The sequence below is a fragment of the Bradyrhizobium diazoefficiens genome (genome assembly GCF_016612535.1).
In the GTDB taxonomy this organism is placed as follows: domain Bacteria; phylum Pseudomonadota; class Alphaproteobacteria; order Rhizobiales; family Xanthobacteraceae; genus Bradyrhizobium; species Bradyrhizobium diazoefficiens_C.
On the sequence record NZ_JAENXS010000001.1, the window covers coordinates 961938 to 986373 of the forward strand.

The following is a 24436-nucleotide window of genomic DNA, read 5'->3' on the forward strand; positions in this document are numbered from 1 at the left end:
ATGCAAGTCTAGCATAGCCATTTGCACGCGCCCAAGACACCATCTTGACATGCAACCATTTGGTTGCCTATTATCGCCGCCATGGATGAGGTCTTCAAAGCGCTCGCCGATGCGTCGCGACGGTCGCTGCTGGACAGGCTTCACGCCAGGAACGGCCAGACGTTGAACGAGCTCTGCGAAGGCCTGGAGATGACGCGCCAGGCGGTGACGAAACACCTTGTCATCCTGGAAGAGGCCAATCTGGTCACGACCATCAGGCATGGACGCGAGAAGCTGCATTATCTCAACCCGGTGCCGATCCACCAGATCGGCGGGCGCTGGATCAGGAAATTCGAGCGCGGCAAGCTCGCCGCGCTCAGCGAGTTGAAACGCCAGTTGGAGAAGCGCGATGAGTAAGCCGCAATTCGTCTATGTCACCTACATCGAGACCACACCGGAGAAGCTCTGGCAAGCGCTGACATCGAGCGAGTTCACCAGGCAATACTGGTTCGACACCGAGGTCCGCTCCGACTGGAAGATCGGTTCGCCCTTCGCGCTCACGCTCGACGGCGAGGTAACCGATTCCGGCGAAATCCTCGAGGCTGATCCGCCGCGTCGCTTGTCCTACAGCTTCAAGCACCAGAAATTCGAAGAGCTGCGCGGCGAGCCGATCTCACGCGTCGTCTTCACCCTCGAACCGTTCGGCTCGCTGGTGCGTTTGACCGTGCTGCATGACGGCTTCGTCGAGGGTGGCAAATATCTCGGCGCCATCTCCAATGGCTGGCCGGCGATCCTGTCCCAGCTCAAGAGCCTGTTGGAGACCGGCAAGCTGCTTGGCATTCCGCGCGCCGCGCTCAACAAGGGGTTCGACCCAAAATGAATCTCGATCAATTCAAGCCGCTGACGGTCTACACCATCTACATCGCCTCGACGCCAGAGAGGGTATGGCAGGCCCTGACCTCAGCGGAGTTCAGCCGAAAGTACTTCTCTGGCTTTGCGGTGGAGATGGAGCCGAAGCTCGGCGGCACGTTCATCGTGCGCGCGCCTGACGGCTCTGAGCACATCTCCGGCGAAATCCTCGAATACGATCCGCCGAACAAGCTGACGGTGACGTGGAACGTCAATTGGCCCGACCTCGTCGCAAAGCTCGGCACCACGCTCGTCACCTACGAGGTCGAGCCAGCCGGTGAGGCCGTCCGTCTCACCATGAGCGAACGCCACGACCGCGAGCTCAGCGACGACATCCTGTCGGGCGGTCGCACCGGCTGGCCCGCGATCCTGTCGGGATTGAAGAGCCTCCTGGAAACCGGCAAGGCGCCACAGATCAAGATGGTGCCGCCGATGAAGATGCTCGAAGCGTTGAAGGCGATGGGGATCAAGACGCCGTAGCGGCCTGCCCCTGCGCCCTCATCGCTTCTTTTTCACTGGCGGCGGATCAATCTCGTCGATCTTGCGACGACAGTCGCCTTCCGAGTCGTGCGGGCCCGAGACAAAGGTCCCACTGACCTTGATCGCGTACCAGCCCGACGCCACGCCGAGGCGGAGCGCTTCGTTTGTCTTGACATGCCGTGGAGAGAGAGTTTGCATCGGGTGCTTTCGGTTGGCGTTCGACCCAATGCCGAACGGCGATGGAATCTTTCTGGCATCTGGGGCACGAGCCTGCCGCGTCCGACCGACCCGCGGGAACGGGCAAGATCCGCAACGATCGCCGTCGCGATGAGTCGGCTGCGCCGATGTGAGGAATGAGTCGCTTCACGTCGCGCGCGCATAATCGTGGCGCCGCGTGTGCGCAGAGACGACCGATTTTTCCGACATTCGCACACCGTGCGCGCAATCGCTGCAATTAGCTATCGTTTTCTCGCGCGCGCAGCGCTTTTGAGGAAGGCGCAAGGCGAGACTCCGCAAGTGCGCGGCGAACGTCTGGTCAACCTCGGTATGCGATCAGGCGGCTCGGCGAACTCGAACTGACCTCATCCGGCATTCGCCGCCTGGCACGGGGGGATAGCTCTGGCTCTCTCCTTCGATGATTGAGCCTACCCCCTCGCCCTCAGCTCGCGTCGGAGCACCTTGCCTGTCGCCGTCATCGGCAAGGTCTCGGCGAACTCCACGAAGCGCGGATATTCGTGGGCTGCGAGTTGCACTTTCACGAACTCCTGGATCTCGCGCGCGAGCGCATCGCCCGCCGCAAAACCCGGGCGCAGCACGATCCAGGCCTTGATCGATTCCGTGCGGATCGGATCGGGGATGCCGACCACGGCGGCCATCGCCACCGACGGGTGCTTCATCAGTGTGTGCTCGATCTCGGACGGGCCGACGCGATAGCCGGCGGTGGTGATGACGTCGTCCTCGCGGCTGACGTACCAGAAATAGCCGTCCTGATCCTGCACGCCCAGATCGCCGGTCAGCAGGAAGGCGCCGGCATATTTCTTCGCGGTCGCCTCCGGATTGCGCCAGTACTCGATCATGGTGACGGGACATGGCTGGCGCACGCCGATGATGCCGCGCTGGCCCGTGGGCAGCTCCTCGCCCTTGTCGTCGACGATGCGGACGTCGAAGCCGGGCGTCGCCTTGCCCATCGAACCCGGGCGGATCGGAAACAGATTTGAGTTACTGCCGATCACGAGATTGCACTCGGTCTGGCCAAACACCTCGTGCGCGTCGATGCCAAAGGTCTCGCGCACCCAGCCCAGCAGCTCGCCGCCGAGCGATTCGCCGCCGGTAAAGATGCTGCGCAGCTTGACGCCCGGATGCGTCACGCCGGCCTGCCGCATCAGTTTTAGCGCCGTCGGCGGCAGGAAGACGTTGCGAACGCCGAGATCGGCCATCATCTGCATCGCCGCCTGCGGTTCGAATTTTCGCGCGCGGTGCCCGATCAGCGGAATGCCGTGATACCAGAACGCGAACAGGCCGTTGACCAGGCCGCCGATCCACGCCCAGTCCGCCGGTGTCCACATGAGATCGCCGGGCCTGGGCAGGAAATTGTGACACATCTCGACATTCGGCAAATGACCGAGCACGACGCGGTGCGCATGCAGCGCGCCCTTCGGATTGCCTGTGGTGCCCGAGGTGTAGATGATCAGCGCGGGGTCGTCGCATGAGGTGTCGACCCGGGCGAAGTCGGGCGAAACGGCCTTCACCGCATCCCAGAACGGTTTCGTGCCTGCGGGCGCGCCTTCGCCGACGACATAGACATTCTTCAGGTCCGGCAGGCGATCGCGAATTTTTGCGAGCTTCTCCCAGCCGCCTTCATCGGTGACGATGGCCTTGGCCTGCGAATTCGACAGGCGGAATTCCAGCGCGTCTTCGCCGAACAGCGCGAACAACGGGATCGAGATCAGGCCTGAGCGGAACGCCGCCATGTGCGCCACCGGCAATTCCAGCGATTGCGACAGGAACACCGCGACGCGGTCGCCGCGCGCGAGACCGTCGGCCTTCAGCACATTGGCGAAGCGGCGCGACGCCTCGGCGACCTCATCAAAGGAGGTACGCGTGGTGGCGCCATTCTCATCGACATAGACCAGTGCAAGGCGCCCGCTGCCGTCGGCGTGGCGATCGCAACACGCCTCCGCCATGTTGAAGCGCGCCGGAATGTCCCAGCGGAAATTTTGATAGAGCTCGTCGTAGGTCCTGGCTTCGGTGAGCATGGTCGTTTCCCGGCAGCGTCGTCATGGCCGGGCTCGTCCCGGCCATCCACGTCTTCTTGGCGATCAGTTTAAGACCGTGGATGCCCGGGACAAGCCCGGGCATGACGGTGGGAGCTACCGCACCGTCGCGAAGAACTTCCTGACTTCGCCGACATACAACCCCGGCTGCTCGAAGGCTGCGAAATGGCCACCCTTCTCCATTTCGCTCCAGTGCGTGATGTTGCGGAAATTCGGCTCCATCCAGCGCCGCACCGGCGTGATGATCTCCTTCGGGAATACGGCGACGCCCGTCGGCACGGTGACCTTGGGGTTGGTGCGGCGCTTGCCAAAGCTCTCCCAATAGAGCCGCGCGGAAGACGTCGCCGTCGCTGTCGTCCAATAAAGCATGACGTTGTCGAGCAGTTCGTCCTTGTCAAAGATGTTTTCGGGATGGCCGTTGCAATCGGTCCAGGCCCAGAATTTTTCCAGTATCCAGGCCGCTTGTCCGCTCGGCGAATCCGTCAGGCCGTAGCCGAGTGTCTGTGGCCGCGTCGATTGCTGCTTGGAGTAGCCGGAATCGAGATCGACATAGTGCTTGAGGCCGGCGAGCGCGCGCTTCTCCTCTGGCGTCGGCTCGCCCTCGACTTTCGGCGCCGCGTTGAAGGCAAGCGTGATGTGGATGCCAGCGCAATGCTCCGCATCCTGCGCGCCGAGCGAGGTCGTCACCGCCGAGCCCCAATCGCCACCCTGCGCGCCATAGCTGATATAGCCGAGCCGGCCCATCAGCTTCGCCCAGGTCGCGGCGATACGATCGACACCCCAGCCGGTGGTCTTTGGCTTGGCCGAGAAGCCGAAGCCCGGCAGCGACGGGCAGATCACGTGAAATGCGTCGGCGGGATCGCCGCCATGCGCGGCCGGATCGACCAGCGGCGCAATCACCTTCTGGAATTCCACGATCGAGCCGGGCCAGCCATGGGTGATGATCAGCGGCAGCGCGGACGGCTCTTTCGAGCGGACATGCAGGAAGTGGATGTCGAGCCCGTCGATCTCGGTGGTGAATTGCGCGAAGCGGTTGAGTTTTGCCTCACGCGCCCGCCAGTCGTAGCCGTTGGCCCAATGGGTGCAGATCTCCTGGATCCATTTCAGCGGCGCGCCCTGGCTCCAGTCGTCGACCAGCTCCGCCTCCGGCCAGCGCGTGCGGGCGAGACGTGACTTGAGATCGGCGAGGATGTCGTCGCTGATGGCGATCTTGAAGGGTTTGATGTTGCTCATGGGAGAGGCCCTGCTCATCGGAGGTTCTCGTCATGGCCGGGCTCGTCCCGGCCATCCACGTTCTTTCTCGCCACTTTGAAGAACGTGGATGCCCGCCACAAGGCCGGGCATGACGAGGATGATAGTCTGTCAGCTCCTGGCAGGCCTTTCGGGAGCGGCCGTCTAGCCCGTCAGCGCGGCCTTCACCAAACCGCTGGCCTTGCCGAAATCCATCTGGCCGGCGTACTTCGCGCGCAACACCGCGATCACCTTGCCCATGTCCTTCATACCGGCGGCGCCGGTCTCCGAGATCGCGTCCGCGATTGCCTTCTTCACCTCGTCGTCCGACATCTGCTTCGGCAAATAGGCCGAGATCACCGCGATCTCCTCGCGCTCCTGGGCGGCAAGCTCGGCGCGGCCGCCCTTGTCGTAGAGCTCGACGGATTCCTGGCGCTGCTTGATCATCTTCTGAAAGACGCCGAGCAGATCGGCATCGCTGAGCGGCGGCTTGCCGTTGCCGCGCGCTTCGATGTCGGCGTTCTTGATGGTCGAATTGACCATGCGCAGCGTGGAGAGCTTGCGCTCTTCCTTGGCCCTCATGGCCTCCTTGACCGCATTGTTGATGTCGTCGCGCAACATGATCGTGATCCCTTCGAATATCCGACGCCTGATCTAGGCCGTTCGCGGGAAAGAGGCCATACCGGACCCGTCACGCATGGTTTATTGTTTCCCCGTCGCCGGGCCAAAATGGCGCAAAATTGCCAAATCGAGCTTAAGTGCCTGAGATCACCTGTCAAATATGCAAAAACGCATGTGAATCCGTTGTTTCCTGCTTTGACGGGCGCGCGTGGGGGCCTTATGAAGCGGGCTCATGACACAACATGACAACGATACCGCATGGCCGGACCACAAACCGACCGCGCTCCTCGTGCTCGCCGATGGCACGGTGCTCGAGGGCTTTGGTCTCGGCGCCGAAGGCCACGCCGTTGGTGAAGTCTGCTTCAACACCGCGATGACCGGCTATGAAGAGATCCTCACCGATCCCTCCTATGCCGGCCAGCTCATCACCTTCACCTTCCCTCATATCGGCAATGTCGGTACCAATGAGGAAGACATCGAGACGGTGAACATGGCCGCGACGCCTGGCGCGCGCGGCGTGATCCTGCGCACCGCCATCACCGATCCCTCCAACTACCGCGCCACCAAGCACCTCGACCAGTGGCTGAAGGCCCGCGGCATCATCGGCCTCTCCGGCATCGACACCCGCGCACTGACCGCGCTGATCCGCGGCAAGGGCATGCCCAACGCGGTGATCGCGCACGCCAAGGACGGCGAGTTCGATTTGCATGGCCTGAAGGAAGAAGCGCGCGAATGGCCCGGCCTCGAGGGCATGGACCTCGTGCCGATGGTCACCTCCGGCCAGCGCTTCACCTGGGACGAGACGCCCTGGCTGTGGGACAAGGGTTTCGGCCGGCAGGAGAATCCGGAATTCAACGTCGTTGCGATCGACTACGGCATCAAGCGCAACATTTTGCGCCTGCTCGCCGGCGTCGGCTGCAAGGTGACGGTGGTGCCGGCGACGACGTCATCTGAAGACATTCTGGCGATGAAGCCGGACGGCGTGTTCCTATCCAACGGTCCGGGCGATCCGGCCGCGACCGGCAAATATGCGGTGCCGGTGATTCAGAAGGTGATCCAGTCGGGCACGCCGACCTTCGGCATCTGCCTCGGTCACCAGATGCTCGGCCTCGCCGTCGGCGCCAAGACCAGGAAGATGCATCAGGGCCATCACGGCGCCAATCATCCCGTGAAGGACGAGACCACCGGCAAGGTCGAGATCACCTCGATGAACCACGGTTTTGCCGTGGACGAGACGACGCTGCCGAAGGGCGCGACCCAGACCCACATCTCGCTGTTCGACGGCTCAAATTGCGGCATCCAGCTCGACGGCAAGCCGGTGTTCTCGGTGCAGTACCATCCCGAGGCCTCACCGGGCCCGCGCGACTCCCACTATCTGTTCCAGCGCTTTGCCGATCTGATGCGGCAGAAGAAGAGCGCGTAAGCTGCGATGCTTCGCAATCGTTAGGACGACATCATGCCCGGGCCTGGTCCCGGGCATTTTCGTTGGAAGGAACAGCGTCTCACGCCTTTCGTTAACGATCATCAGGCTTTCGCAGGAGCCCAGCCATGTCCGTCGTCCGCGACTATGCCGAACCGCTCGCCATCGTCTTTGAGGATGACGGGCTCGTGCCGAACAACATCCTCCCCTTCCTGGTCTACCAGGCCGCAGTGCAGCTCGATCCAAAGCAGCCGGAGCAGACCATCGAAAACCTGTTCGAAACGAACAATTGGGGCGGCACCTGGCGCAACGGCATCTACGATTACCTGCACTACCACGCCACGGTGCATGAGGTGCTCGGCGTCGCGCGCGGCCATGCCCGCGTTCGCTTTGGCGGTGATCACGGCCAGGAGCTTGAGATCAAGGCCGGCGACGTCGCGATCCTGCCCGCCGGCACCGGGCATCAGTGCATCGAAGCAAGCGACGATTTCTGCGTGATCGGCGCCTATCCGCCGGGAAGCAAGATGGAGATCGCGCGGGCGACGCCGGAGAACCACGCCAAGGCGTTGCAGACGATTCCTAAAGTCGCGCTGCCGCCGGCCGATCCGGTGACGGGCAAACACGGCGCGTTGATGCGGCTGTGGCGGTAGCGGCACGGCACGGCACGGCATCGTAGGATGGGTTAGCCCAGCAGATGCGCGAAGCGCATCTGCTGGCGTAACCCACCTCTTTAATTCCGCGTCGGCAATTTCCGCGTCGGCAGGGTTGGTGGGTTACGCTTCGCTAACCCACCCTACGGCAGCGCGCCTTAAGCCCTACGCCTCATTGCCACCTTCCTGCCGCGTCGCTTCGAATAGGAACCAGGTCCGGCGCTCGGTCTCGTCGATGAAGACCTCGAGGATGCTGGCGCTGGCGACGTCGCCGGCGTCGTCGCAGACCTCGTGCGCTTTGCGCATCGCAGCCGCCACGTGCTTGTTGTCCTGCATCAGCTCGCGCAGCATCTCGCGCGGCGGGACGTAGTCCTCGTCATTGTCCTTGATGGTCTGAAGCTTGGCGACCTGGCCGATCGACTTCAGCGTCGTACCGCCGATCTTGCGGACGCGCTCGGCGAGCTGGTCGGTGGTGGCGAAGATCTGGTCCGACTGCTCGTCGAGCAGCAGATGATAATCGCGGAAATGCCGGCCGCTGATATGCCAGTGGAAATTCTTCGTCTTGAGATAAAGCGCGAAGGCATCGGCCAAAAGCACGTTGAGCGCCTCCGAGACCTTCTTGGTCGCCTGGGGCGACAGATCGGTGGGGGTGTCGAGATCGGGCGAGACCTTGCTGGGGGCTTTGCTCACGGGAAACCTTCCTGTTAGGACGCGGACATTGACGGCGCGCCGTCGCACCCCTAACGCAAGGCGGGCAGCGCGGTTCCTGGGTAGGAACCGCCGGGCGGGATATCATGGACGATTGGATCGACTATTACGACTCGACGCATACGATCTATGTCAGCAAGCTGCATCGCGATTTGCACTTCCAGATCATCGCGCGGGACATCATCGGCTACATCACCTCGCCCGAGGCGACCGTGCTGGACTATGCCTGCGGCGAGGCGCTGTCGGCTAGCCAGGTGGCAGATGCCTGCGGCAAGTTGATCCTGGCCGAGCCCGCGCCCGGTGTGCGCGGTCGGCTCATTGCGCGGTTTGCGCCCAACACCAAGATCCGCGTCCGCTCGCTCGACGACGTCCGCACGATGCAGGACCAGTCGATCGACCTCGTCGTGATGAACTCGGTCGCGCAATACATGACGGCGGAGGAACTCGATGCGGCGCTCATCAATGTCAGGCGCATCCTGAAGCCGTCCGGCAAGCTGGTGCTCGGCGACATCCTCCAACCCCATGTCGGCATGGGCCGGGATGTGACGGCGCTGCTCTCCCTGGGCCTGCGCCACGGCTTCCTGAAGGACGCGCTGGTCGGACTGATCAGCACCGCGCTGTCAGATTACCGTCAGCTGCGCGCGCGTATCGGGCTCAAGCGCTACAGCGAGGACGAGATCTCGGCCAAGCTAAAAGCGGCCGGGTTCGCGGCACAGCGCGCCAACACCAATATCGGCCATAACCGATGGCGCATGACCTTCATCGCCCGGCCGCCTCTCGTCCGTTGAGCTCCCGGGGTCCGTTAATCTTAACAATTGGCTGAGGTGGCTTGTCGCAGCCCGATCGGCAATGATCGCGGCGGCCCGGTGGCGGAAGCGTCTACGCGAGAGCAGTGCATCGCTCTTCATCCTGGTTCAAATCCAGGCCGGGTCTCCACGCTTCGCCCTACGGGCTACGCGTGGCGCAGCCACGCAAGACCCGAGAGGGGCGAAGCGTGTCCGGCGAAGCTGGAGCGAAGCGCAAGCGAAGACGGACTGCCCGCTCAAACCTCAATCCGTCTCAACCACATCGCACTCGGCGATAAGCTGAAGCCTGTCCGCCTCCTTGGCCGCGGAGTTGAGCACGGCATCGAGCAGGCCGGGAAACCGCGCGTCCAGATCCTCGCGGCGCAGCCGCATGAACCGGTTGGTGCCTGCCACACGCGTCAGCATCAGGCCGCATTCGCGCAGCTTGGCGAAATGATAGGCGAGATTCGACTTGCCGCTGAGCCCATTGAAGTCGCCGCAGCGGAGTTCGCTGCCGACACGTTCCTGCTGGGCGAGTTGGTACACGATCGCCAATCGGATCGGATCGCTGAGGCAATCCAGAACCATCGGCAGTTCGATCTGCTCGCGGGCGGGGTGGAGAGGTGTGCGGCTCATGGCCCGGGAATCATAGCGATGCAGGCACAATGTTCAATAGTTCTTGAACCAATTGACTCCCAAGTCGCCGCGTTTAATAGTTCAATAAACATTGAACATAGGAATCGGCTCCAATGAGCGTATTCTGGCTGGCCTTGGCGGCCTTCGCGATCGGCACCGAAGGCTTTGTGATCGCAGGGCTTTTACCAGCAATCGCCAACGATCTCTCGATTTCGGTCCCGGCCGCCGGCCAATTGGTCACCGCCTACGCCCTCACCTACGCCGTAGGCTCGCCGATCCTGGCGGTCGCGCTGAACAACATCGACCGCCGCACGGTGCTGGCACTGGCGCTGTCGACCTTCATCGCCGGAAATCTCGCGGCGGTGGTCGCATCCAGCTATGCCCTGCTGCTGGCCTCGCGCATGCTGATGGCCCTCGGCTCTGGGCTTTGCATGCCGACGGCGCTCGCCGTTTCCGTGGCGGTCGCCTCGCCCGAACGGCGCGGCCGGGTCGTGGCGCTGGTCACCTCGGGCCTCACGGTTGCGACCGTCATTGGCGTTCCCCTCGGCAATCTCGTCGGCAGCCTGTTCGGCTGGCGCGCGACTTTTGCGATGGTCGCTGTCATCAGCGCGGTGGCGCTCGCCGCCCTGCTGCTCGGCCTGCCCCGCGGCTTGCCGCGCAACACGGCCTCGCTCGGCGAAAGGCTGGCGGTGGCCCGTCACAGCAATGTCCTGATCGCGCTTGTGATCACGATTTTATGGGCGCTCGGCGGCTTCACCGTGTTCACCTATTTCGCGGTGCCGTTGCGCGGCCTCGGCTTCGACGCCTCGCAGATCAGCCTGGCGCTGCTGGTGTTCGGCGGCGCAGCCGCGATCGGGAACATGCTCGGCGGCGTCTTGGCCGACCGGCTGGGCACGACGACCACCGCAGCACTCGGGCTTGCCGGCATGGCGACCGCATTGATTCTGCATTCGCTGGTCCTGAAGCTTTTGCCGGGGCAGGCGCATTACGCGGTGCTGGGCACGATTTTCCTCTGGGGTATCTCGGGCTGGGCGTTCTATCCGGCCCAGGTCGCCAGCATCATCCGGATCGAACCGCAGGCCTCGATGATCGCGCTCTCGCTCAACGCCTCCGCGATGTATCTCGGCTTCGCCATCGGCGGCGCCCTGGGCGGCGCGGTGCTGGCCGCCCTCTCGCCCAACGACCTCGGCTGGATCGGCGGATCGAGCGTTGCGGCCTCGCTTCTGGTACACCTCGCCCGTGGCTGGCAGGCGCGGCCGAAATCCGTCAAAATTGCCGGTTGATGGGGCGTTTTTCGGGGTTTCGCCGCCCCGAAAACTGGTCTAAGACCCACCCGCGCGCGAGGGAGACCAACGCGCTCTCGGCCACAGGGACGCGCAGCCGCGCGCCCTTTTTTTGTGCCCAAATTCCACTTCGGCGAGAGTTGATGCCCAAACGTACAGACATCACCACCATCCTGATCATCGGCGCCGGCCCCATCGTGATCGGCCAAGCCTGCGAGTTCGATTATTCGGGCACGCAGGCGGTGAAGACGCTGAAGGAAGAGGGCTATCGCATCGTCCTCGTCAATTCCAACCCGGCCACGATCATGACCGACCCGGAATTGGCCGATGCGACCTATATCGAACCGATCACGCCCGAGATCGTCGCCAAGATCATCGAGAAGGAACGTCACGTCGTTCCCGGCGGCTTCGCGCTGCTGCCGACCATGGGCGGACAGACCGCGCTGAACTGCGCGCTGTCGCTGCGTCAGCAGGGCACGCTCGACAAGTTCGACGTCGAGATGATCGGCGCCACCGCCGACGCGATCGACAAGGCCGAGGACCGCCAGCTGTTCCGCGAGGCCATGACCAAGATCGGGCTTGAGACGCCGAAGTCGCGGCTTGCCAACGCCTCCGCCCTGAAGAAGTCCTTCCGCGACAAACGCCAGGCCGAACGCGAGAAGCTCTCGGGGGCTGCGCTTGAAGAGCACGATCGGCAGTGGACGCTGGGCGAGAGCGATCGTCGCAAGCGCTATCAGGAATATGCGCTGGGACAGGCGCTGATGGCGCTGTCCGAGATCGGACTGCCCGCGATCATCCGCCCCTCCTTCACCATGGGCGGCACCGGCGGCGGCATCGCCTACAACAAGGAAGAGTTCCTCGACATCATCGAGCGAGGCCTTGACGCGTCCCCCACCAACGAAGTCCTGATCGAGGAATCCGTGCTCGGCTGGAAAGAGTTCGAGATGGAGGTGGTGCGCGACAAGAAGGACAATTGCATCATCGTCTGCTCGATCGAGAATTTCGATCCGATGGGCGTGCACACTGGCGACTCCATCACGGTTGCTCCGGCGCTGACACTGACGGACAAGGAATACCAGATCATGCGCGACGCCTCGCTGGCGGTGCTGCGCGAGATCGGCGTCGAGACCGGCGGCTCGAACGTGCAGTTCGGCGTCAATCCGGAAGACGGCCGCATGGTCGTGATCGAGATGAACCCGCGTGTGTCGCGCTCCTCTGCGCTGGCTTCCAAGGCGACGGGCTTCCCGATCGCCAAGGTCGCGGCCAAGCTCGCGGTCGGCTACACGCTGGACGAGATCGCCAACGACATCACAGGGGGCGCCACGCCGGCCTCGTTCGAGCCGACGATCGATTACGTGGTGACCAAGATCCCGCGTTTCGCTTTCGAGAAATTCCCCGGGGCTTCCACTACGCTGACGACGTCGATGAAGTCGGTCGGCGAGGTCATGGCGATCGGCCGCACCTTCCAGGAGAGCCTTCAGAAGGCGCTACGCGGGCTCGAGACGGGGTTAACCGGCCTCGACGAAATCGAGATCGAGGGCCTCGGCCACGGCGACGACAAAAACGCGATCCGCGCCGCGCTCGGAACACCGACGCCGAATCGCCTGTTGCAGGTCGCGCAGGCGATGCGGCTCGGCTGGTCCAACGAGGAGATCTTCAACTCCTGCAAGATCGATCCATGGTTCCTCAGCGAGATGCGTGGCATCGTCGACATAGAGGAGAAGGTTCGCAAGAACGGCCTTCCGGGCAACGCCTTCGGCATGCGCTCGCTCAAGACCATGGGCTTCTCCGACGCGCGGCTCGCGGTGCTCGCGGAAACAACTGAGGCGGAGGTGACAGCCAAGCGCCACGCCCTCGCCGTCCGTCCGGTCTACAAGCGCATCGATACCTGCGCCGCCGAATTCGCTTCACCCACGGCCTACATGTACTCGACCTATGAGGCGCCGTTCGCAGGCGCGCCCGCGGACGAGAGCGCGCCCTCGGACAAGAAGAAGGTCATCATCCTCGGCGGCGGCCCGAACCGCATCGGCCAGGGCATCGAGTTCGACTATTGCTGCTGTCACGCCTGCTTCGCCCTGCATGATGCCGGCTATGAATCCATCATGGTCAACTGCAACCCGGAAACGGTGTCGACCGACTACGACACCGCAGACCGGCTCTATTTCGAGCCGCTCACCGCCGAGGACGTGCTGGAGATCATCGCCAAGGAGCGCAGCAACGGCACGCTGCATGGCGTGATCGTGCAGTTCGGCGGCCAGACTCCGCTCAAGCTCGCGCGTGCGCTGGAAGCCGCCGAAGTGCCGATCCTCGGCACCTCGCCCGATGCGATCGACCTCGCCGAGGACCGCGACCGCTTCAAGCGCGTGCTCGACAAGCTCCGCCTGAAGCAGCCGAAGAACGGCATTGCCTACTCGGTCGAGCAGGCCCGCCTCGTCGCCACCGATCTCGGCCTGCCGCTGGTGGTGCGTCCATCCTACGTGCTCGGCGGTCGCGCCATGCAGATCATCCGCGAGGAAAACCAGCTCAGCGATTACCTGCTCGGCACGCTGCCGGAATTGGTGCCGGCCGACGTCAAGGCGCGCTATCCGAACGACAAGACCGGGCAGATCAACACCGTGCTCGGCAAGAACCCGCTGCTGTTCGACCGCTATCTGTCCGACGCGACCGAGATCGACGTCGACTGCCTCTGCGACGGCAAGGACACCTTCATCGTCGGCATCATGGAGCACATCGAGGAAGCCGGGATCCATTCCGGCGATAGCGCCTGCTCGCTGCCGCCACACTCGCTCGATGCCAAAATGATCGAGGAACTGGAGCGGCAGACGCGCGAGCTGGCGCTCGGCCTCGACGTCGTCGGCCTGATGAACGTGCAATATGCCATCAAGGATGGCGATATCTATGTACTCGAAGTCAATCCGCGCGCCTCACGCACGGTGCCGTTCGTCGCCAAGGTGGTCGGCACGCCGGTCGCGAAGATCGCGGCGCGCGTCATGGCCGGCGAGAAGCTTGCCGATTTCAAATTGAAGAAGGCGGACTTCAAGCATGTCGGCGTGAAGGAATCGGTGTTTCCGTTCGCCCGCTTCCCCGGCGTCGACACGGTGCTCGGTCCCGAGATGCGCTCGACCGGCGAGGTCATGGGCATCGATCGCTCCTTTGCAGTTGCTTTTGCCAAGAGCCAGCTCGGTGGCGGCACGCGGGTGCCGCGCAAGGGCACGGTGTTCGTCTCGGTGCGCGAAAGCGACAAGACCCGAATCGCCGAAGCCGTTCGCGAATTGCATTCACTCGGCTTCAAGGTGCTGGCGACGTCGGGCACGGCGCGCTTCCTGACCGACGAAGGCATCCCGACCGAGAAGGTGAACAAGGTGCTGGAGGGCCGGCCGCATATCGTCGACGCCATCACCAACGGCGACGTCCAGCTGGTCTTCAATACCACCGAAGGCCCGCAGGCGCTGGCCGACAGCCGATCGCTGCGGCGCGCGGCCCTCTTGCATAAAGTGCCGTATTACACCACTCTTTCCGGGGCGGTGGCCGCCGCACAGGGCATCAGGGCCTATCTGGGCGGGGACCTTGAGGTTCGGACCTTACAGAGCTACTTTTCAGAGACCTGATCATTAGCGACGGCCCAGCCTCCGCTAAGTGACTGGCGATGAAGCCACATTGGCCGGAGGAACTGTCCGATCATGTGACAGTTCTGTTCCGTTGCCAAGCCCATATCTGTCGACGTCCGGCCGCTCAGGCGTCGAGCGTCGGAAAGACCGACGAATCAAGGTTGCGGGCGCCCATCCGCGTTTTGGGGGCGCACGATCGAAGGACGAGAGAGAAGATGGAAAAGGTTCCGATGACAGCGGGCGGCTTTGCCGCGCTCGGGGAAGAATTGAAGAAGCGCCAGTCCGAGGACCGTCCGCGCATCATCGAGCATATCGCCGAGGCGCGCTCGCACGGCGACCTGTCGGAGAACGCGGAATATCATGCTGCGAAGGAAGAGCAGTCCCACAATGAGGGCCGCATCGCCGAGCTCGAGGACAAGCTCGCGCGCGCCGACATTATCGACATCTCCAAACTCTCCGGCGACACCATCAAGTTCGGCGCCACCGTGACCTTGGTCGATGAGGACACCGAGAAGAAGGCGGTGTGGCAGATCGTCGGCGAGGTCGAGGCCGACGCCAAGAAGGGCCGTATCTCCATCACCTCGCCGCTGGCGCGCGCACTGATCGGCAAGAAGAAGGGTTCGACCGTCGAGGTCAACGCACCCGGTGGCGCCAAGGCGTATGAAATCACCAAGGTGGAGTGGCGGTAAGGATTTGCCGCTGAAGTTAGAAGAGGCCGCGCGATTTGCGCGGCCTTTTTGTTTTTGCGTTGCCGTTGCTATCTTCTTCCCTTTACATCCAGCGGCACGGCCGCCTCGTATTTTGAGTTGTGCAGCACCAGCGACGTCCGGACGTTGCGCACGTGGGGCGCGGCGGTCAGATGGGTGACGAAATCCTGGAAGGTCGCCATGTCCGGCGCCACGCATTTCAGGATGAAATCGACCTCGCCGGACAGCATCCAGCATTCCCGAACCAGCGGCTCGGCGCGGACGAACTCCTCGAAGGCGCGCAAATCCGCTTCCGCCTGGCTGGAGAGGTGCACGGCAGCGAACACCGTGACGTCGAAGCCGAGCTTTCGTGCATCCAGAAGCCCGCGGTAGCCGTGGATGTAGCCCTCCTCTTCGAGCGCCCGGACCCGGCGCAGGCACGGCGGGGGCGAAATACCGACCCGTTTGGCAAGCTCGACATTGGTGATTCGACCGTCGGCCTGGATCTCGGTGAGAATTTTCAGGTCGATCTCGTCAAGGTTCCGCGACACGTGATTGGAACTCCTGGCCTTTATGGCGGTATCGGGTGGTCTGATGCAATCCTCATAGCCCAGTCACGCCCGCTTGCGCAATTTTATTGCGCGTTCACCCCAGCCGACTTTTGTTCCTTGTTGGAAAAATCCGCCGATTGGGAATGCAATTCTTGCATAGCTCACCAGAAGGCTTAGATTAGCTCTGATATTTCAGCGCCTCCGTGAGGCCTCCCGGCACGTTCCGCGCCCGCGCTGCAAATCCCCCGTGAAAGGCGTCCGTCGAAATGTCCGCTCCTGTTCATGCAAAGGTCGTCATCATCGGCTCAGGGCCCGCCGGCTACACCGCGGCGATCTACGCGGCGCGCGCGATGCTCGAGCCGATCCTGATCCAGGGCATGCAGGCCGGCGGCCAGCTCACCATCACCACCGACGTCGAGAACTATCCGGGCTTCGCCGACGTGATCCAAGGCCCTTGGCTGATGGAACAGATGGAGAAGCAGGCGGTCCATGTCGGCACCAAGATCGTCACCGACCTGGTCACCAAGCTGGAGACCGGCCAGCGCCCGTTCCGCCTCACCTGCGACTCGGGTGACGTCTACCTCGCCGAAACCGTGATCCTCGCCACAGGTGCGCAAGCGCGCTGGCTCGGCCTGCCCTCCGAGACGAAATTCCAGGGCGGCGGCGTATCGGCCTGCGCCACCTGCGACGGCTTTTTCTACCGCAACAAGCAAGTCGTGGTGGTCGGCGGCGGCAATACCGCGGTCGAGGAAGCCCTGTACCTCACCAACCATGCCTCGCAGGTCACCATCGTGCATCGCCGCGACCACTTCCGCGCCGAGCGCATCCTGCAGGAGCGTCTGTTCAAGCACCCGAAGATCAAGGTGGTCTGGGACTCAGCCGTCAACGAGATCTGCGGAACCGAGAACCCGAACAAGGTCACTCATGTGCGATTAAAGAACGTCAAGACCGGCGCCCTGACCGATTTGCCGACCGACGGTGTCTTCGTCGCCATCGGCCACGCGCCGGCGACTGAGCTCGTGAAAGACCAGATCAAGCTGAAATCGTCGGGCTATGTCGAGGTCGCCCCGAACTCGACTGCGACCTCGGTGGCCGGCCTGTTTGCCGCCGGCGACGTCGCCGACGAGACCTACCGCCAGGCCGTGACGGCCGCAGGCCTGGGCTGCATGGCAGCGCTCGAGGCCGAACGATTCTTGGCCCTGCGCGCCAGCGAGCGCGCGGCAGCGGAATAACGATCATGCCTCGAACACGCGACGGATTTACGGACATGGACTGGGACAAGCTGAAGGTGTTTCACGCGGCGGCGGAAGCGGGCAGCTTCACGCATGCGGGCGAGCAGCTCGGCCTGTCGCAATCGGCGGTCTCTCGCCAGGTCTCGGCGCTGGAGCAGGAGCTCTCGGTCTCGCTGTTCCACCGCCACGCCCGCGGGCTGATTCTCACCGAGCAAGGCGACCTGCTATTCCGCACCGCGCATGACGTGTTCATGCAGCTCCAGGCAGCGCGCGCGAAACTGACCGACAGCCGCGAGCGGCCGAGCGGCGATCTCAAGATCACCACCACGCCCGGCGTCGGCATCAACTGGCTGATCCCGCGGCTCGGTGAATTCACCGCGCTCTATCCGGAGATCCGGATCTCGCTGATCGTTACCGACGAGGAGCTCGACCTGTCGATGCGCGAGGCCGACGTCGCGATCCGCACCCGCAAGCCGACGCAGCCGGATCTGATCCAGCGCAAGCTTTTCGCGATGGGCTTCCACGCCTATTGCTCGCCGGACTACATCAAGCGCTTCGGCACGCCGCGGACGCTGGAGGAGCTCGACTCCCACCGCATCATCACGCTCGCCGACGGCAACTTCGCGCCGCACCTGCAGAACCGCAACTGGCTGGTCGAAGCCGGCCGCAACGGCTCGGGTCCGCGCGAGGCCTATTTCAGGGTGAACAACATCCTCGGCCTCGTCCGCGCCTGCCAGCAGGGCCTCGGCATCGCGGCGCTTCCGGATTATCTGATCGAAGAACAGAGTCGTCTCGTACAACTGTTCGGCGAATCGGATTCGATCCAGCTCGATACGTATTTCGTCTATCCGGAAGAGCTGAAGACCGTCGCGCGTGTGCAAGTGTTCCGCGACTTCGTGGTGAGCAAGGCGCAGCGCTGGCCTTCCTGATTTCCGCATGTCTGACATGCGGCTTGGACGCTTGCTGCATGGCGCGGGTCAAGCCCATAATGTTTCTACGCTGAGCCTTCGCGTTGCGCATTTGTCCCCCTCCTCCAGTGGCGCGGGAGTTCAGTAATCCCTCTTGGAAGGTGATTGTGTCGGCCTCACGTGGCCAATACCTTAAGCCGGGCTCTCTTGAGCCCGGCTTTTTTTCCGTCCAATTCGGTATTCGCCCTCCGCGTGTATTGACAGTTTTGGGCATACCCAGCATCATTTGCCAATGATCACGAAGTCGTGCGCCATCGTCTCGAAAAAAGGTCCCCATCCCGGGGCCTCGGATTTTTGCGCGCGCTAGACACGCTTCGTCATCGCAACAAGTCCCGAAAACCCCGCCGCCTGGACGGGGTTTTTTCATGTGCCCTCCGTCTCAGGTTTTTTTTCAGAGAAGGAGAAGAAACATGACTGATCTGCAAACACACATGCACGGGCTGTGGCTGCCGCTGGTGACGCCGTTTCGGAACAGTCGTCTCGACGAGACGTCGCTGCGGCGGCTGACGCGGCACTACTGCACACAGGCAGTCGACGGCTTCATCCTGGGGGCAACCTCCGGCGAAGGCATGACGCTGCGTGACGCCGAGCTCGAACGCCTCGTCGCCATCGTCCGCGACGAGATGGCGGCCGGCCGCCGCACTGTGCCGATTTGCCTCGGCCTCTCCGGCGCGGATACGTCGCGGCTGAAGGACCGCCTCGACGAGACCGCGGACTGGCCGATCGACGGTTACCTGATTGCGAGCCCCTATTACGTGCGGCCGTCGCAGCGCGGAATCCTCGCGCATTTCGAGGCGCTGGCCGATCACGCCGCCTGGCCGCTCGCGCTCTACAACATTCCTTATCGCTGCGCCGTCGGCATCACCAACCAGACCCTGCTGCGGCTCGCCGAGCATCCCAACATCGTCGGGCTGAAGGATTGCGGCGCAAGCCGCGAGCAGTCGATCGCGCTGCTGCGCGACAGGCCGGCGGGCTTTCGCGTGCTCACCGGCGAGGACGCGAATTATTTCGAGGCGCTCTGTGACGGCGCCGACGGCGGCATTCTGCTGTCTGCCCATCTCGAGACCGCGACATTCGCGGCCATCCATGCCGAGCTGAAGCACGGCAACCAGGATGCGGCGCTGACGCGCTGGCAGGAGGTCGCGGAGCTGACGCGCCTGCTGTTCGCCGAGCCGAGCCCGGCGCCGGCGAAGTACTGGCTGTGGCGATGCGGCCTGATCGACAGCCCCGAGGTACGCCTGCCGATGGTGGAGGTGAGCAGCGAGCTCGCAGCCCAACTTGATCGCGAGATCGAGCGGCGAATGAAAATCGCGGCGTAGCTCCTCCTGTCGCATCTCCCCGCTGTTCGCGGGGAGAGGGCGTGAAAGAGCGTGCCCGTGGTTAACGCGGCGCGAACGGCCTTCGCATCCGCCGCATGGCGCATCCACGCCTCGTTTACGCAAGGGCGCCTATCGTTCCGCCGCAAAGTCTTCAAACAGGGGAACGACCATGGGGCAACGTGCTCGCCCGACGGCGGCTGAAATCTTCGCGCCCGCCGATCTCTTGCAGGGAATTCTGGTGGTGTCGTCGTTCGGCTTCTGGGCCGTGATGCTCGGCCTGATGCCGGTGCTGCTGTTTCGGGTTTGGCTAGCCTGATGACGAGAGACCGCTTGCATGGTTAAGCCGAGGTCACAAATGCGCTCAAAATGCGAGCGGAGTTGCGAGCCGGAATCTTAAAACATCCCCCGTATCGTTCACCTCATAAGCGAAGAAATCGCGGGGGCGAACTTGAACAATCAGAATGATGCGGCGTCGCATTACGGCGCCGGACAGCAGGGCTTTGACGACGCCGGACAGCAGGGTTTTTCCACCGAGGACATCCTCTGGGCCGTCGGCATCTGGTCGGTGATCCTGACGCTGTCGCCGGTCATCGTGTTCTACATGCTGATGGTGGCGTAACTTCACCATCAGTCCCTGAAACGCAAAACGCGCGGACATCCGCGCGTTTTTTGTCCGGGGAAATGATTGATGAAATTATGCCGCCTGCTTGTGCATTGCGCCGGAAGCCGACACCGTGCCGCGAATAGCTTTCACTGAACGCTCGATCGCCGCCCACAGCCTTGCAATTTCCTGAGCAGCACGGCTCTCGGCCTGATACTCACGCGCGCCTTCACCGTGGCTGAGTGCCATCAACAAATCGGAACGATTGGTGATCTGACCGCCCCACACCGGAGCGCGGAATTTCGCCAGCGCCTCGCGGGCAATCGTGACGATCGGGCTTTCGGATTCGTCGCGACGCGCCGGTGCACCGTTGAGCACGACCGCATAGGGCTTGCGCGCCGCGCGGCACATCTGGATGGTTTCCTGCACCGCGTTGACGTCGAACACGCCAGGCCGCGCCGGAATGACCACCATGGTCGCGTTCTTGATGGCGTCGTCGACCACGGCCGACAGGTTCGGCGGCGTGTCGATCAACACCCATTCATAGCCGTCGCGCTTGGCAGCCGAGACGATGCCGCTGACGGAGTTCACCGCCGACTTGATCGGCGGTTCGTTGGTGCCACGCAACTTGTGCCACAGCGTGAGCGAGCCCTGCGGATCCGCATCGACGAGCAGAATAGGCTTCGTCGCCTTGATCTGCGCGGCGAGATGTGCGGCCAGGGTACTCTTGCCCGAGCCGCCTTTACGCGATGCAAAAACAATAACGTTCATACCTCTGGCCTCCAGATTGACCCCAGATGGCGAAAATGAATCACCGCGCTGATTCGTGAAAGAAAAATTTGTCGGCGGTGGCGTTACAGCCACGAAATAACAAGGCGTGTTGGCTTTTGAGTCACACTGCGCCGCGCGACGACGGAAACGAACCGTCATGAATCGCCGTTCACGCAGGCAATGTGCGTTTTGAGGCAATCACGCGGGAAAGGCGGGCCTGCAACCTCACCGGGCATACTCTCGCGCTGGTCTTTGCCATCGAACGCAACGGCAATTGCTGCAGGTTCGCGCGCGAGGGACGCGAACAAAACGAGTCCGGTGGCTGTCGCGTGGCTGGTGCGGCCTCGCGTCATTTTGACGCGAGGGGCTCGAGAGTTTCGCGAAGGGAACGCGCCTCGCTAGCCGTCGTTGGTCTTTTTCTTCCTGGCCTTCGGCTTGGTCTTCTTGGCGACGACGGGCTTGATGTTGGTCGGTGCACCCGCGACCGGCTCCGGCCCCCGCCGGAAGAACATCGCGCATTGCGGCGACAGCTGCGCCTTCTTCCGGATCATGCAGGCGGTGATGGCATCGACGTTCGGAACGAACTCGCCACACAGGTTCATCGCATCCGGCGTGCAGGCCTGCTGCTGCTCGGGCGTGTAGGCGAAGCCCGTGCCCGGCTGGACCAGAACGGCCAGGGCAATCCCAAAGGTTGCCGCAGCCAAGGATGTCTTCAAGCGAAACGCCGGCATCGATCCTCCCAAAATGCGAGTCGGGAGAATAGTGGGTGAACGGGCGTTGGTTGGCAACGAGGGCCGGGGCGAATACGGGCAGCTGTGCGCTCCGGGCAACAGGCGGGTGGCCTGCCGTCTTCTCCGCTGTCGCCACCCCGCCTTGAACGGGTGGCCCAGTATTCCAGAGGCCCCCGTAGTTCCTCGATAAGCCGCGGCGTACTGGATCCCTGCTTTCGCGGGGGATGATGGCGGTGGGTGGGGCGCCCCCTCCGGTCAAAACGCGAAAACAACCCCATGCACCGTAGCCAGGGCCCTGGCGGCCTTGCGAACCTTCCCGCGCCTGCGGATTTTACGAATTTCCTTTGACACGTCGGGCAAAACACCGGCATGATGGCATCATCGACAAGCGCGTGGGGTGGTCGGCCTGTCTCCCCGTGAGGGGAGGACCGCATGGCCACCGTTTTGATCGTCGCGCCGGTGTTCGCCCTGATCGCGGCCGGCTATGCGGCGGTGCTGTTTCGCTTCGTCTCCGAGACCGCGCACAAGGGCATCTCCGAATTCGCCTTCAGCATCGCGATCCCCGCGCTGCTGTTCCGCACCATCGTCATCTCGGAATTCCCCGATGTCAGCCCCTGGCGGATGTGGGGCGCCTATTACGGTGCGCTCGCGCTCATTTGGATTGCGGCGCTGACGATTTCGGCGGTCTTGCGCGAACGGCGCGAGGACCGCGAGGACGGGGTCGTGTTCGCGATCGGCTCGGTCTACGGCAACATCGTCATGCTCGGCATTCCGCTGACGCTCTCGGCGCTGGGCAACGAGGCCGCCGGCCCGATGGCGCTGATCCTGTCGGTGAACACGCCGCTGCTCTGGCTCTGCGGCATTTTGCAGATGGAGCTTGTCAGCCGCAAGCGGACGGGCTCGGCGCTGTCGGTGATCGCCCCCGTGCTTGCGGATCTCGCGCGCAATCCGCTGATGCTCGCGATCGGCTTCGGTGTCGTCTGGCGTTTCACGGGCCTCGGCCTCAACCCCGTCGTCGACAAGACGATCGAGCTGCTCGCGCAGGCGGGTTCGCCGGCCGCGCTGATTGCGCTCGGCATCAATCTGTTTCGCTTCGAGGTGAAGGGCGAGATGAGAAGCGTCGTCGTGATGAGCGCGCTCAAGCTGCTGGCGATGCCGGCGCTGGCGTTCGTGCTGGCAAAGCTGTTGAACCTGCCGCCGATCGTGACAGGCGTCGTCGTGCTGTTCGCGGCGATGCCGACCGGCGCCAACGCCTACATCTTTGCGGTTCAATATCAGCGCCTGGTGAACCCGGTGTCGGGCGCGGTGGCGCTGGGGACGCTGCTGGCGGCGGTGACGTTGCCGGTGGTGGTGATGGTGGTAACGGGCGTGAGGTGACGACGCCGGTCCTTGTCCAAAAACACGTTTGTCATGGGATAAATTACGACACGCAGATGCGCGAGAGCGTCCACGTGTCTCGGATTGATCTAGTTGAGACCCATTTCGACGACTCGCCAGCGGAACGCGAGCAGCTCTATAAGGACGACCTACGATCCGGAATTGGAGGGCGAAACGTGACGCCGGAAGAGATCCAGAACGAGCGCCTGAAGCTCACGGCCAACTGGTTTAATACCCTCGCCACCGCCGTTCTGACCGCCGGCCTGTTCGTCCGAGCCGCCCAATTCCTGTTCGGCGTGCTGCCGGCAAACACTGACGTCGGTCTGGTCTATGGCATTGGCGGGATTTGCATTCTGGCAGGCGTGGCCTACATTTTGCTGCCCCTCGGAGGCCTGGAATGAGCCAGACCAACCCGATCATCGCAATGCTATTTCCGCTGCTTGCGCTCGTCGTTGCGGGCCTCACGGCGCTCGTGGTCAGGAAGCCCTGGCGCCAGAAAGCAATCCGCGATGTTCGGACCGCAGGTATCACTGCGGCCATCGATGTCGTCGGAACGGGCGTCCTGGTTGCCGCCAAAGACCTCGAGCGTCGCGCCCACGATCTGGCCAAGACCTGGAACGAACTCTCGTTCGCTGACGACCTACAGGCGAATATCCCCTCCAGAACGGGTATCTCCAACGGAGTCACTCGCCAGATTCTCTGCCCGATATCTCCAGCGGTAAAACGCAGCTTCCGAAGACCAACACAGACCCGCGCCGCTCCAGACTGCGCAGGCGGGCTCGCCGGCCGCGCTGATCGTGCTCGGCATCACGCTGTTTCGGTTCGAGGTTAAAGGGCGAGATGAGAAGCGTCGCCGCGATGAGCGCGCTCAAGCTGCTGGCGATGCCGGCGGTCGCGTTCGTGCTCGCAAAGCTGTTGAACCTGCCGCCGATCGTGACAGGCGTGGTCGTGCTGTTCGCGGCGATGCCGACCGGCGCCAACGCCTACATCTTTGCGGTGCAGTATCAGCGCCTGGTGAACCCCGGTCTCGGGTCCGGTGGCGCTGTGCACGCTGCTGGCGGCGGTGACGTTGCTGGTGATGGTGGTGGTGGCCAGGTAAGCCGCGCCAAGATTTTGCTTTTGCACGCAAAGGTAACTATCCTGCGGTGACATGCACCACTGGGAGGCGGATATGGGACCTCGCGAGGACATGCTCGACGTCATCAAGCGCGCCTACGCTGCGCGCGGTGATGGCGACGTCAAGGGCCTGGTGGCAGAGTTTCATCCCGAGGGCCTGTTCAACCTGATCGGCGACAACAGCGCACTGCACCTGACAGGACGTGTGCAAGGCACCCAGCCATTGCTTGCGGCCTTCGGTCAATTCATCGCGCACTTCGCCTTCGAGAAACGCGAGATCCTGGCCGAACTGGTTGAGGGAAATTCTGCTGCCATACGGTCCCGCCTTGTCATCCGACACGCTCCAAGCGGGAAGGTTTTCAACACCGAAGTCCTGGATCTTTTCAAGTTCCAGGACGGCAAAATCATCGAGCTGACCGAGTTCGCGGACACCGCGCTCATCAAAGCCATCATTGTCTGACGCGCGATCAGGCAGAAGGCATCGAGCCGGAGCGAAGTAGCG

The 24436-nt window shown here is 63.1% G+C and carries 28 protein-coding genes; 19 read left to right on the plus strand and 9 right to left on the minus strand.

All coding sequences use genetic code 11. The annotated features are described in order from the left end of the window. The first annotated feature begins 81 nt into the window (after positions 1-81). Genes JJE66_RS04525 through JJE66_RS04535 form a run of 3 tightly spaced genes read left to right on the plus strand, consistent with a single transcriptional unit; the run spans position 82 to position 1368 of the window. The gene (locus tag JJE66_RS04525) at positions 82-396 is read left to right on the plus strand and encodes a helix-turn-helix transcriptional regulator (RefSeq protein WP_200512898.1); all 315 of its coding nucleotides are present in this window, start codon (positions 82-84) and stop codon (positions 394-396) included. Continuing rightward, complete coding sequence (locus JJE66_RS04530; RefSeq protein WP_200512899.1) at positions 389-859, plus strand: SRPBCC family protein; 471 nt, start codon at positions 389-391, stop codon at positions 857-859. Before JJE66_RS04525 ends, JJE66_RS04530 begins: the two co-directional genes overlap by 8 nt. Next, the gene (locus JJE66_RS04535; RefSeq protein WP_200512900.1) at positions 856-1368 is read left to right on the plus strand and encodes an SRPBCC family protein; all 513 of its coding nucleotides are present in this window, start codon (positions 856-858) and stop codon (positions 1366-1368) included. Before JJE66_RS04530 ends, JJE66_RS04535 begins: the two co-directional genes overlap by 4 nt. Positions 1369-1386: 18 nt before the next feature. Here the strand turns inward: JJE66_RS04535 and JJE66_RS37870 are convergent, their stop codons facing one another. The 4 genes from JJE66_RS37870 to JJE66_RS04550 all read right to left on the minus strand — a co-directional run bounded on the left by JJE66_RS37870 (position 1387) and on the right by JJE66_RS04550 (position 5492). Further along, entirely contained in the window at positions 1387-1566 is a 180-nt protein-coding gene (locus JJE66_RS37870) for a hypothetical protein (RefSeq protein ID WP_246756076.1), read from the minus strand. 446 nt (positions 1567-2012) lie between these two features. After that, complete coding sequence (locus JJE66_RS04540; RefSeq protein ID WP_200512901.1) at positions 2013-3623, minus strand: acyl-CoA synthetase; 1611 nt, start codon at positions 3621-3623, stop codon at positions 2013-2015. A 114-nt stretch (positions 3624-3737) separates the two neighbouring features. After that, the gene (locus JJE66_RS04545; RefSeq protein WP_200512902.1) at positions 3738-4874 is read right to left on the minus strand and encodes an epoxide hydrolase family protein; all 1137 of its coding nucleotides are present in this window, start codon (positions 4872-4874) and stop codon (positions 3738-3740) included. A gap of 162 nt (positions 4875-5036) precedes the next feature. Continuing rightward, on the minus strand, positions 5037-5492 hold the full coding sequence (locus tag JJE66_RS04550; protein WP_200512903.1) for a GatB/YqeY domain-containing protein: 456 nt from the start codon (positions 5490-5492) through the stop codon (positions 5037-5039). Between the two features lie 232 nt (positions 5493-5724). On the opposite strand from JJE66_RS04550, the gene carA reads away from it, so the two are divergent. Continuing rightward, positions 5725-6915, plus strand: coding sequence for a glutamine-hydrolyzing carbamoyl-phosphate synthase small subunit (carA, locus tag JJE66_RS04555; RefSeq protein ID WP_200512904.1), 1191 nt, complete (start codon positions 5725-5727; stop codon positions 6913-6915). 125 nt (positions 6916-7040) lie between these two features. Beyond that, positions 7041-7562: a cupin domain-containing protein gene (locus JJE66_RS04560; RefSeq protein WP_200512905.1), complete on the plus strand. Its 522-nt coding sequence runs from the start codon at positions 7041-7043 to the stop codon at positions 7560-7562. 165 nt (positions 7563-7727) lie between these two features. On the opposite strand, the gene JJE66_RS04565 is transcribed toward JJE66_RS04560, so the two are convergent. Next, a complete protein-coding gene (locus tag JJE66_RS04565; protein WP_200512906.1) occupies positions 7728-8252 on the minus strand; it encodes a Dps family protein in 525 nt (174 codons plus the stop codon). Between the two features lie 104 nt (positions 8253-8356). Here JJE66_RS04565 and JJE66_RS04570 point away from each other — a divergent pair, with 104 nt between their 5' ends. Next, positions 8357-9058 (plus strand): class I SAM-dependent methyltransferase, encoded by a 702-nt coding sequence (locus JJE66_RS04570; protein ID WP_200512907.1) that lies wholly within the window; start codon positions 8357-8359, stop codon positions 9056-9058. Between the two features lie 261 nt (positions 9059-9319). On the opposite strand, the gene JJE66_RS04575 is transcribed toward JJE66_RS04570, so the two are convergent. Then, positions 9320-9691 (minus strand): helix-turn-helix transcriptional regulator, encoded by a 372-nt coding sequence (locus tag JJE66_RS04575; protein WP_200512908.1) that lies wholly within the window; start codon positions 9689-9691, stop codon positions 9320-9322. A 113-nt stretch (positions 9692-9804) separates the two neighbouring features. Between JJE66_RS04575 and JJE66_RS04580 the strand changes: the two genes are divergently transcribed. The 3 genes from JJE66_RS04580 to greA all read left to right on the plus strand — a co-directional run bounded on the left by JJE66_RS04580 (position 9805) and on the right by greA (position 15271). Beyond that, positions 9805-10974 carry an MFS transporter gene (locus JJE66_RS04580; RefSeq protein WP_200512909.1) on the plus strand — a complete coding sequence of 390 codons (1170 nt, stop codon included), beginning with the start codon at positions 9805-9807 and terminating at the stop codon, positions 10972-10974. A gap of 143 nt (positions 10975-11117) precedes the next feature. Beyond that, positions 11118-14582 carry a carbamoyl-phosphate synthase large subunit gene (carB, locus tag JJE66_RS04585; RefSeq protein ID WP_200512910.1) on the plus strand — a complete coding sequence of 1155 codons (3465 nt, stop codon included), beginning with the start codon at positions 11118-11120 and terminating at the stop codon, positions 14580-14582. A gap of 215 nt (positions 14583-14797) precedes the next feature. Then, positions 14798-15271: a transcription elongation factor GreA gene (gene greA / locus JJE66_RS04590; protein ID WP_027534300.1), complete on the plus strand. Its 474-nt coding sequence runs from the start codon at positions 14798-14800 to the stop codon at positions 15269-15271. Between the two features lie 68 nt (positions 15272-15339). Here the strand turns inward: greA and JJE66_RS04595 are convergent, their stop codons facing one another. After that, positions 15340-15819 (minus strand): Lrp/AsnC family transcriptional regulator, encoded by a 480-nt coding sequence (locus JJE66_RS04595; protein ID WP_027547667.1) that lies wholly within the window; start codon positions 15817-15819, stop codon positions 15340-15342. A 266-nt stretch (positions 15820-16085) separates the two neighbouring features. On the opposite strand from JJE66_RS04595, the gene trxB reads away from it, so the two are divergent. The 5 genes from trxB (at position 16086) to JJE66_RS04620 (ending at position 19957) form a co-directional block, all read left to right on the plus strand. Then, entirely contained in the window at positions 16086-17051 is a 966-nt protein-coding gene (gene trxB / locus JJE66_RS04600) for a thioredoxin-disulfide reductase (protein WP_200512911.1), read from the plus strand. A gap of 5 nt (positions 17052-17056) precedes the next feature. Beyond that, a complete protein-coding gene (locus JJE66_RS04605; RefSeq protein WP_177234815.1) occupies positions 17057-17980 on the plus strand; it encodes a LysR family transcriptional regulator in 924 nt (307 codons plus the stop codon). A 449-nt stretch (positions 17981-18429) separates the two neighbouring features. Continuing rightward, positions 18430-19338, plus strand: a complete 909-nt coding sequence (locus tag JJE66_RS04610) for a 4-hydroxy-tetrahydrodipicolinate synthase (protein WP_200512912.1) — start codon at positions 18430-18432, stop codon at positions 19336-19338. A 169-nt stretch (positions 19339-19507) separates the two neighbouring features. Continuing rightward, positions 19508-19654, plus strand: a complete 147-nt coding sequence (locus JJE66_RS04615; RefSeq protein ID WP_200512913.1) for a hypothetical protein — start codon at positions 19508-19510, stop codon at positions 19652-19654. A 132-nt stretch (positions 19655-19786) separates the two neighbouring features. Then, on the plus strand, positions 19787-19957 hold the full coding sequence (locus JJE66_RS04620; protein ID WP_200512914.1) for a hypothetical protein: 171 nt from the start codon (positions 19787-19789) through the stop codon (positions 19955-19957). 75 nt (positions 19958-20032) lie between these two features. Here JJE66_RS04620 and JJE66_RS04625 read toward each other — a convergent pair whose 3' ends face one another. Continuing rightward, entirely contained in the window at positions 20033-20710 is a 678-nt protein-coding gene (locus JJE66_RS04625) for a ParA family protein (RefSeq protein ID WP_200515271.1), read from the minus strand. A 398-nt stretch (positions 20711-21108) separates the two neighbouring features. Continuing rightward, entirely contained in the window at positions 21109-21441 is a 333-nt protein-coding gene (locus tag JJE66_RS04630) for a hypothetical protein (RefSeq protein ID WP_200512915.1), read from the minus strand. Between the two features lie 432 nt (positions 21442-21873). Here JJE66_RS04630 and JJE66_RS04635 point away from each other — a divergent pair, with 432 nt between their 5' ends. The 5 genes from JJE66_RS04635 to JJE66_RS04650 all read left to right on the plus strand — a co-directional run bounded on the left by JJE66_RS04635 (position 21874) and on the right by JJE66_RS04650 (position 24394). Then, positions 21874-22818 (plus strand): AEC family transporter, encoded by a 945-nt coding sequence (locus tag JJE66_RS04635; protein ID WP_200512916.1) that lies wholly within the window; start codon positions 21874-21876, stop codon positions 22816-22818. 176 nt (positions 22819-22994) lie between these two features. Further along, positions 22995-23219 (plus strand): hypothetical protein, encoded by a 225-nt coding sequence (locus JJE66_RS04640; RefSeq protein WP_200512917.1) that lies wholly within the window; start codon positions 22995-22997, stop codon positions 23217-23219. Continuing rightward, complete coding sequence (locus JJE66_RS37875; protein WP_246756078.1) at positions 23216-23650, plus strand: hypothetical protein; 435 nt, start codon at positions 23216-23218, stop codon at positions 23648-23650. The genes JJE66_RS04640 and JJE66_RS37875 overlap by 4 nt, the downstream gene beginning before the upstream one ends. A gap of 8 nt (positions 23651-23658) precedes the next feature. Further along, entirely contained in the window at positions 23659-23967 is a 309-nt protein-coding gene (locus JJE66_RS04645) for an AEC family transporter (RefSeq protein WP_246756079.1), read from the plus strand. Positions 23968-24007: 40 nt separating this feature from the next. After that, positions 24008-24394 (plus strand): nuclear transport factor 2 family protein, encoded by a 387-nt coding sequence (locus tag JJE66_RS04650; RefSeq protein WP_246756082.1) that lies wholly within the window; start codon positions 24008-24010, stop codon positions 24392-24394. Positions 24395-24436 lie beyond the last annotated feature (42 nt).

Coding starts and splice junctions, on each gene's coding strand:
- JJE66_RS04525 (WP_200512898.1), top strand. CDS start 82: ATGGATGAGGTCTTCAAAGCGCTCGCCGATGCGTCGCGACGGTCGCTG.
- JJE66_RS04530 (WP_200512899.1), top strand. CDS start 389: ATGAGTAAGCCGCAATTCGTCTATGTCACCTACATCGAGACCACACCG.
- JJE66_RS04535 (WP_200512900.1), top strand. CDS start 856: ATGAATCTCGATCAATTCAAGCCGCTGACGGTCTACACCATCTACATC.
- JJE66_RS37870 (WP_246756076.1), bottom strand. CDS start 1,566: ATGCAAACTCTCTCTCCACGGCATGTCAAGACAAACGAAGCGCTCCGC.
- JJE66_RS04540 (WP_200512901.1), bottom strand. CDS start 3,623: ATGCTCACCGAAGCCAGGACCTACGACGAGCTCTATCAAAATTTCCGC.
- JJE66_RS04545 (WP_200512902.1), bottom strand. CDS start 4,874: ATGAGCAACATCAAACCCTTCAAGATCGCCATCAGCGACGACATCCTC.
- JJE66_RS04550 (WP_200512903.1), bottom strand. CDS start 5,492: ATGTTGCGCGACGACATCAACAATGCGGTCAAGGAGGCCATGAGGGCC.
- carA (WP_200512904.1), top strand. CDS start 5,725: ATGACACAACATGACAACGATACCGCATGGCCGGACCACAAACCGACC.
- JJE66_RS04560 (WP_200512905.1), top strand. CDS start 7,041: ATGTCCGTCGTCCGCGACTATGCCGAACCGCTCGCCATCGTCTTTGAG.
- JJE66_RS04570 (WP_200512907.1), top strand. CDS start 8,357: ATGGACGATTGGATCGACTATTACGACTCGACGCATACGATCTATGTC.
- JJE66_RS04575 (WP_200512908.1), bottom strand. CDS start 9,691: ATGAGCCGCACACCTCTCCACCCCGCCCGCGAGCAGATCGAACTGCCG.
- JJE66_RS04580 (WP_200512909.1), top strand. CDS start 9,805: ATGAGCGTATTCTGGCTGGCCTTGGCGGCCTTCGCGATCGGCACCGAA.
- carB (WP_200512910.1), top strand. CDS start 11,118: ATGCCCAAACGTACAGACATCACCACCATCCTGATCATCGGCGCCGGC.
- greA (WP_027534300.1), top strand. CDS start 14,798: ATGGAAAAGGTTCCGATGACAGCGGGCGGCTTTGCCGCGCTCGGGGAA.
- trxB (WP_200512911.1), top strand. CDS start 16,086: ATGTCCGCTCCTGTTCATGCAAAGGTCGTCATCATCGGCTCAGGGCCC.
- JJE66_RS04605 (WP_177234815.1), top strand. CDS start 17,057: ATGCCTCGAACACGCGACGGATTTACGGACATGGACTGGGACAAGCTG.
- JJE66_RS04610 (WP_200512912.1), top strand. CDS start 18,430: ATGACTGATCTGCAAACACACATGCACGGGCTGTGGCTGCCGCTGGTG.
- JJE66_RS04615 (WP_200512913.1), top strand. CDS start 19,508: ATGGGGCAACGTGCTCGCCCGACGGCGGCTGAAATCTTCGCGCCCGCC.
- JJE66_RS04625 (WP_200515271.1), bottom strand. CDS start 20,710: ATGAACGTTATTGTTTTTGCATCGCGTAAAGGCGGCTCGGGCAAGAGT.
- JJE66_RS04630 (WP_200512915.1), bottom strand. CDS start 21,441: ATGCCGGCGTTTCGCTTGAAGACATCCTTGGCTGCGGCAACCTTTGGG.
- JJE66_RS04635 (WP_200512916.1), top strand. CDS start 21,874: ATGGCCACCGTTTTGATCGTCGCGCCGGTGTTCGCCCTGATCGCGGCC.
- JJE66_RS37875 (WP_246756078.1), top strand. CDS start 23,216: ATGAGCCAGACCAACCCGATCATCGCAATGCTATTTCCGCTGCTTGCG.
- JJE66_RS04645 (WP_246756079.1), top strand. CDS start 23,659: ATGAGAAGCGTCGCCGCGATGAGCGCGCTCAAGCTGCTGGCGATGCCG.
- JJE66_RS04650 (WP_246756082.1), top strand. CDS start 24,008: ATGCTCGACGTCATCAAGCGCGCCTACGCTGCGCGCGGTGATGGCGAC.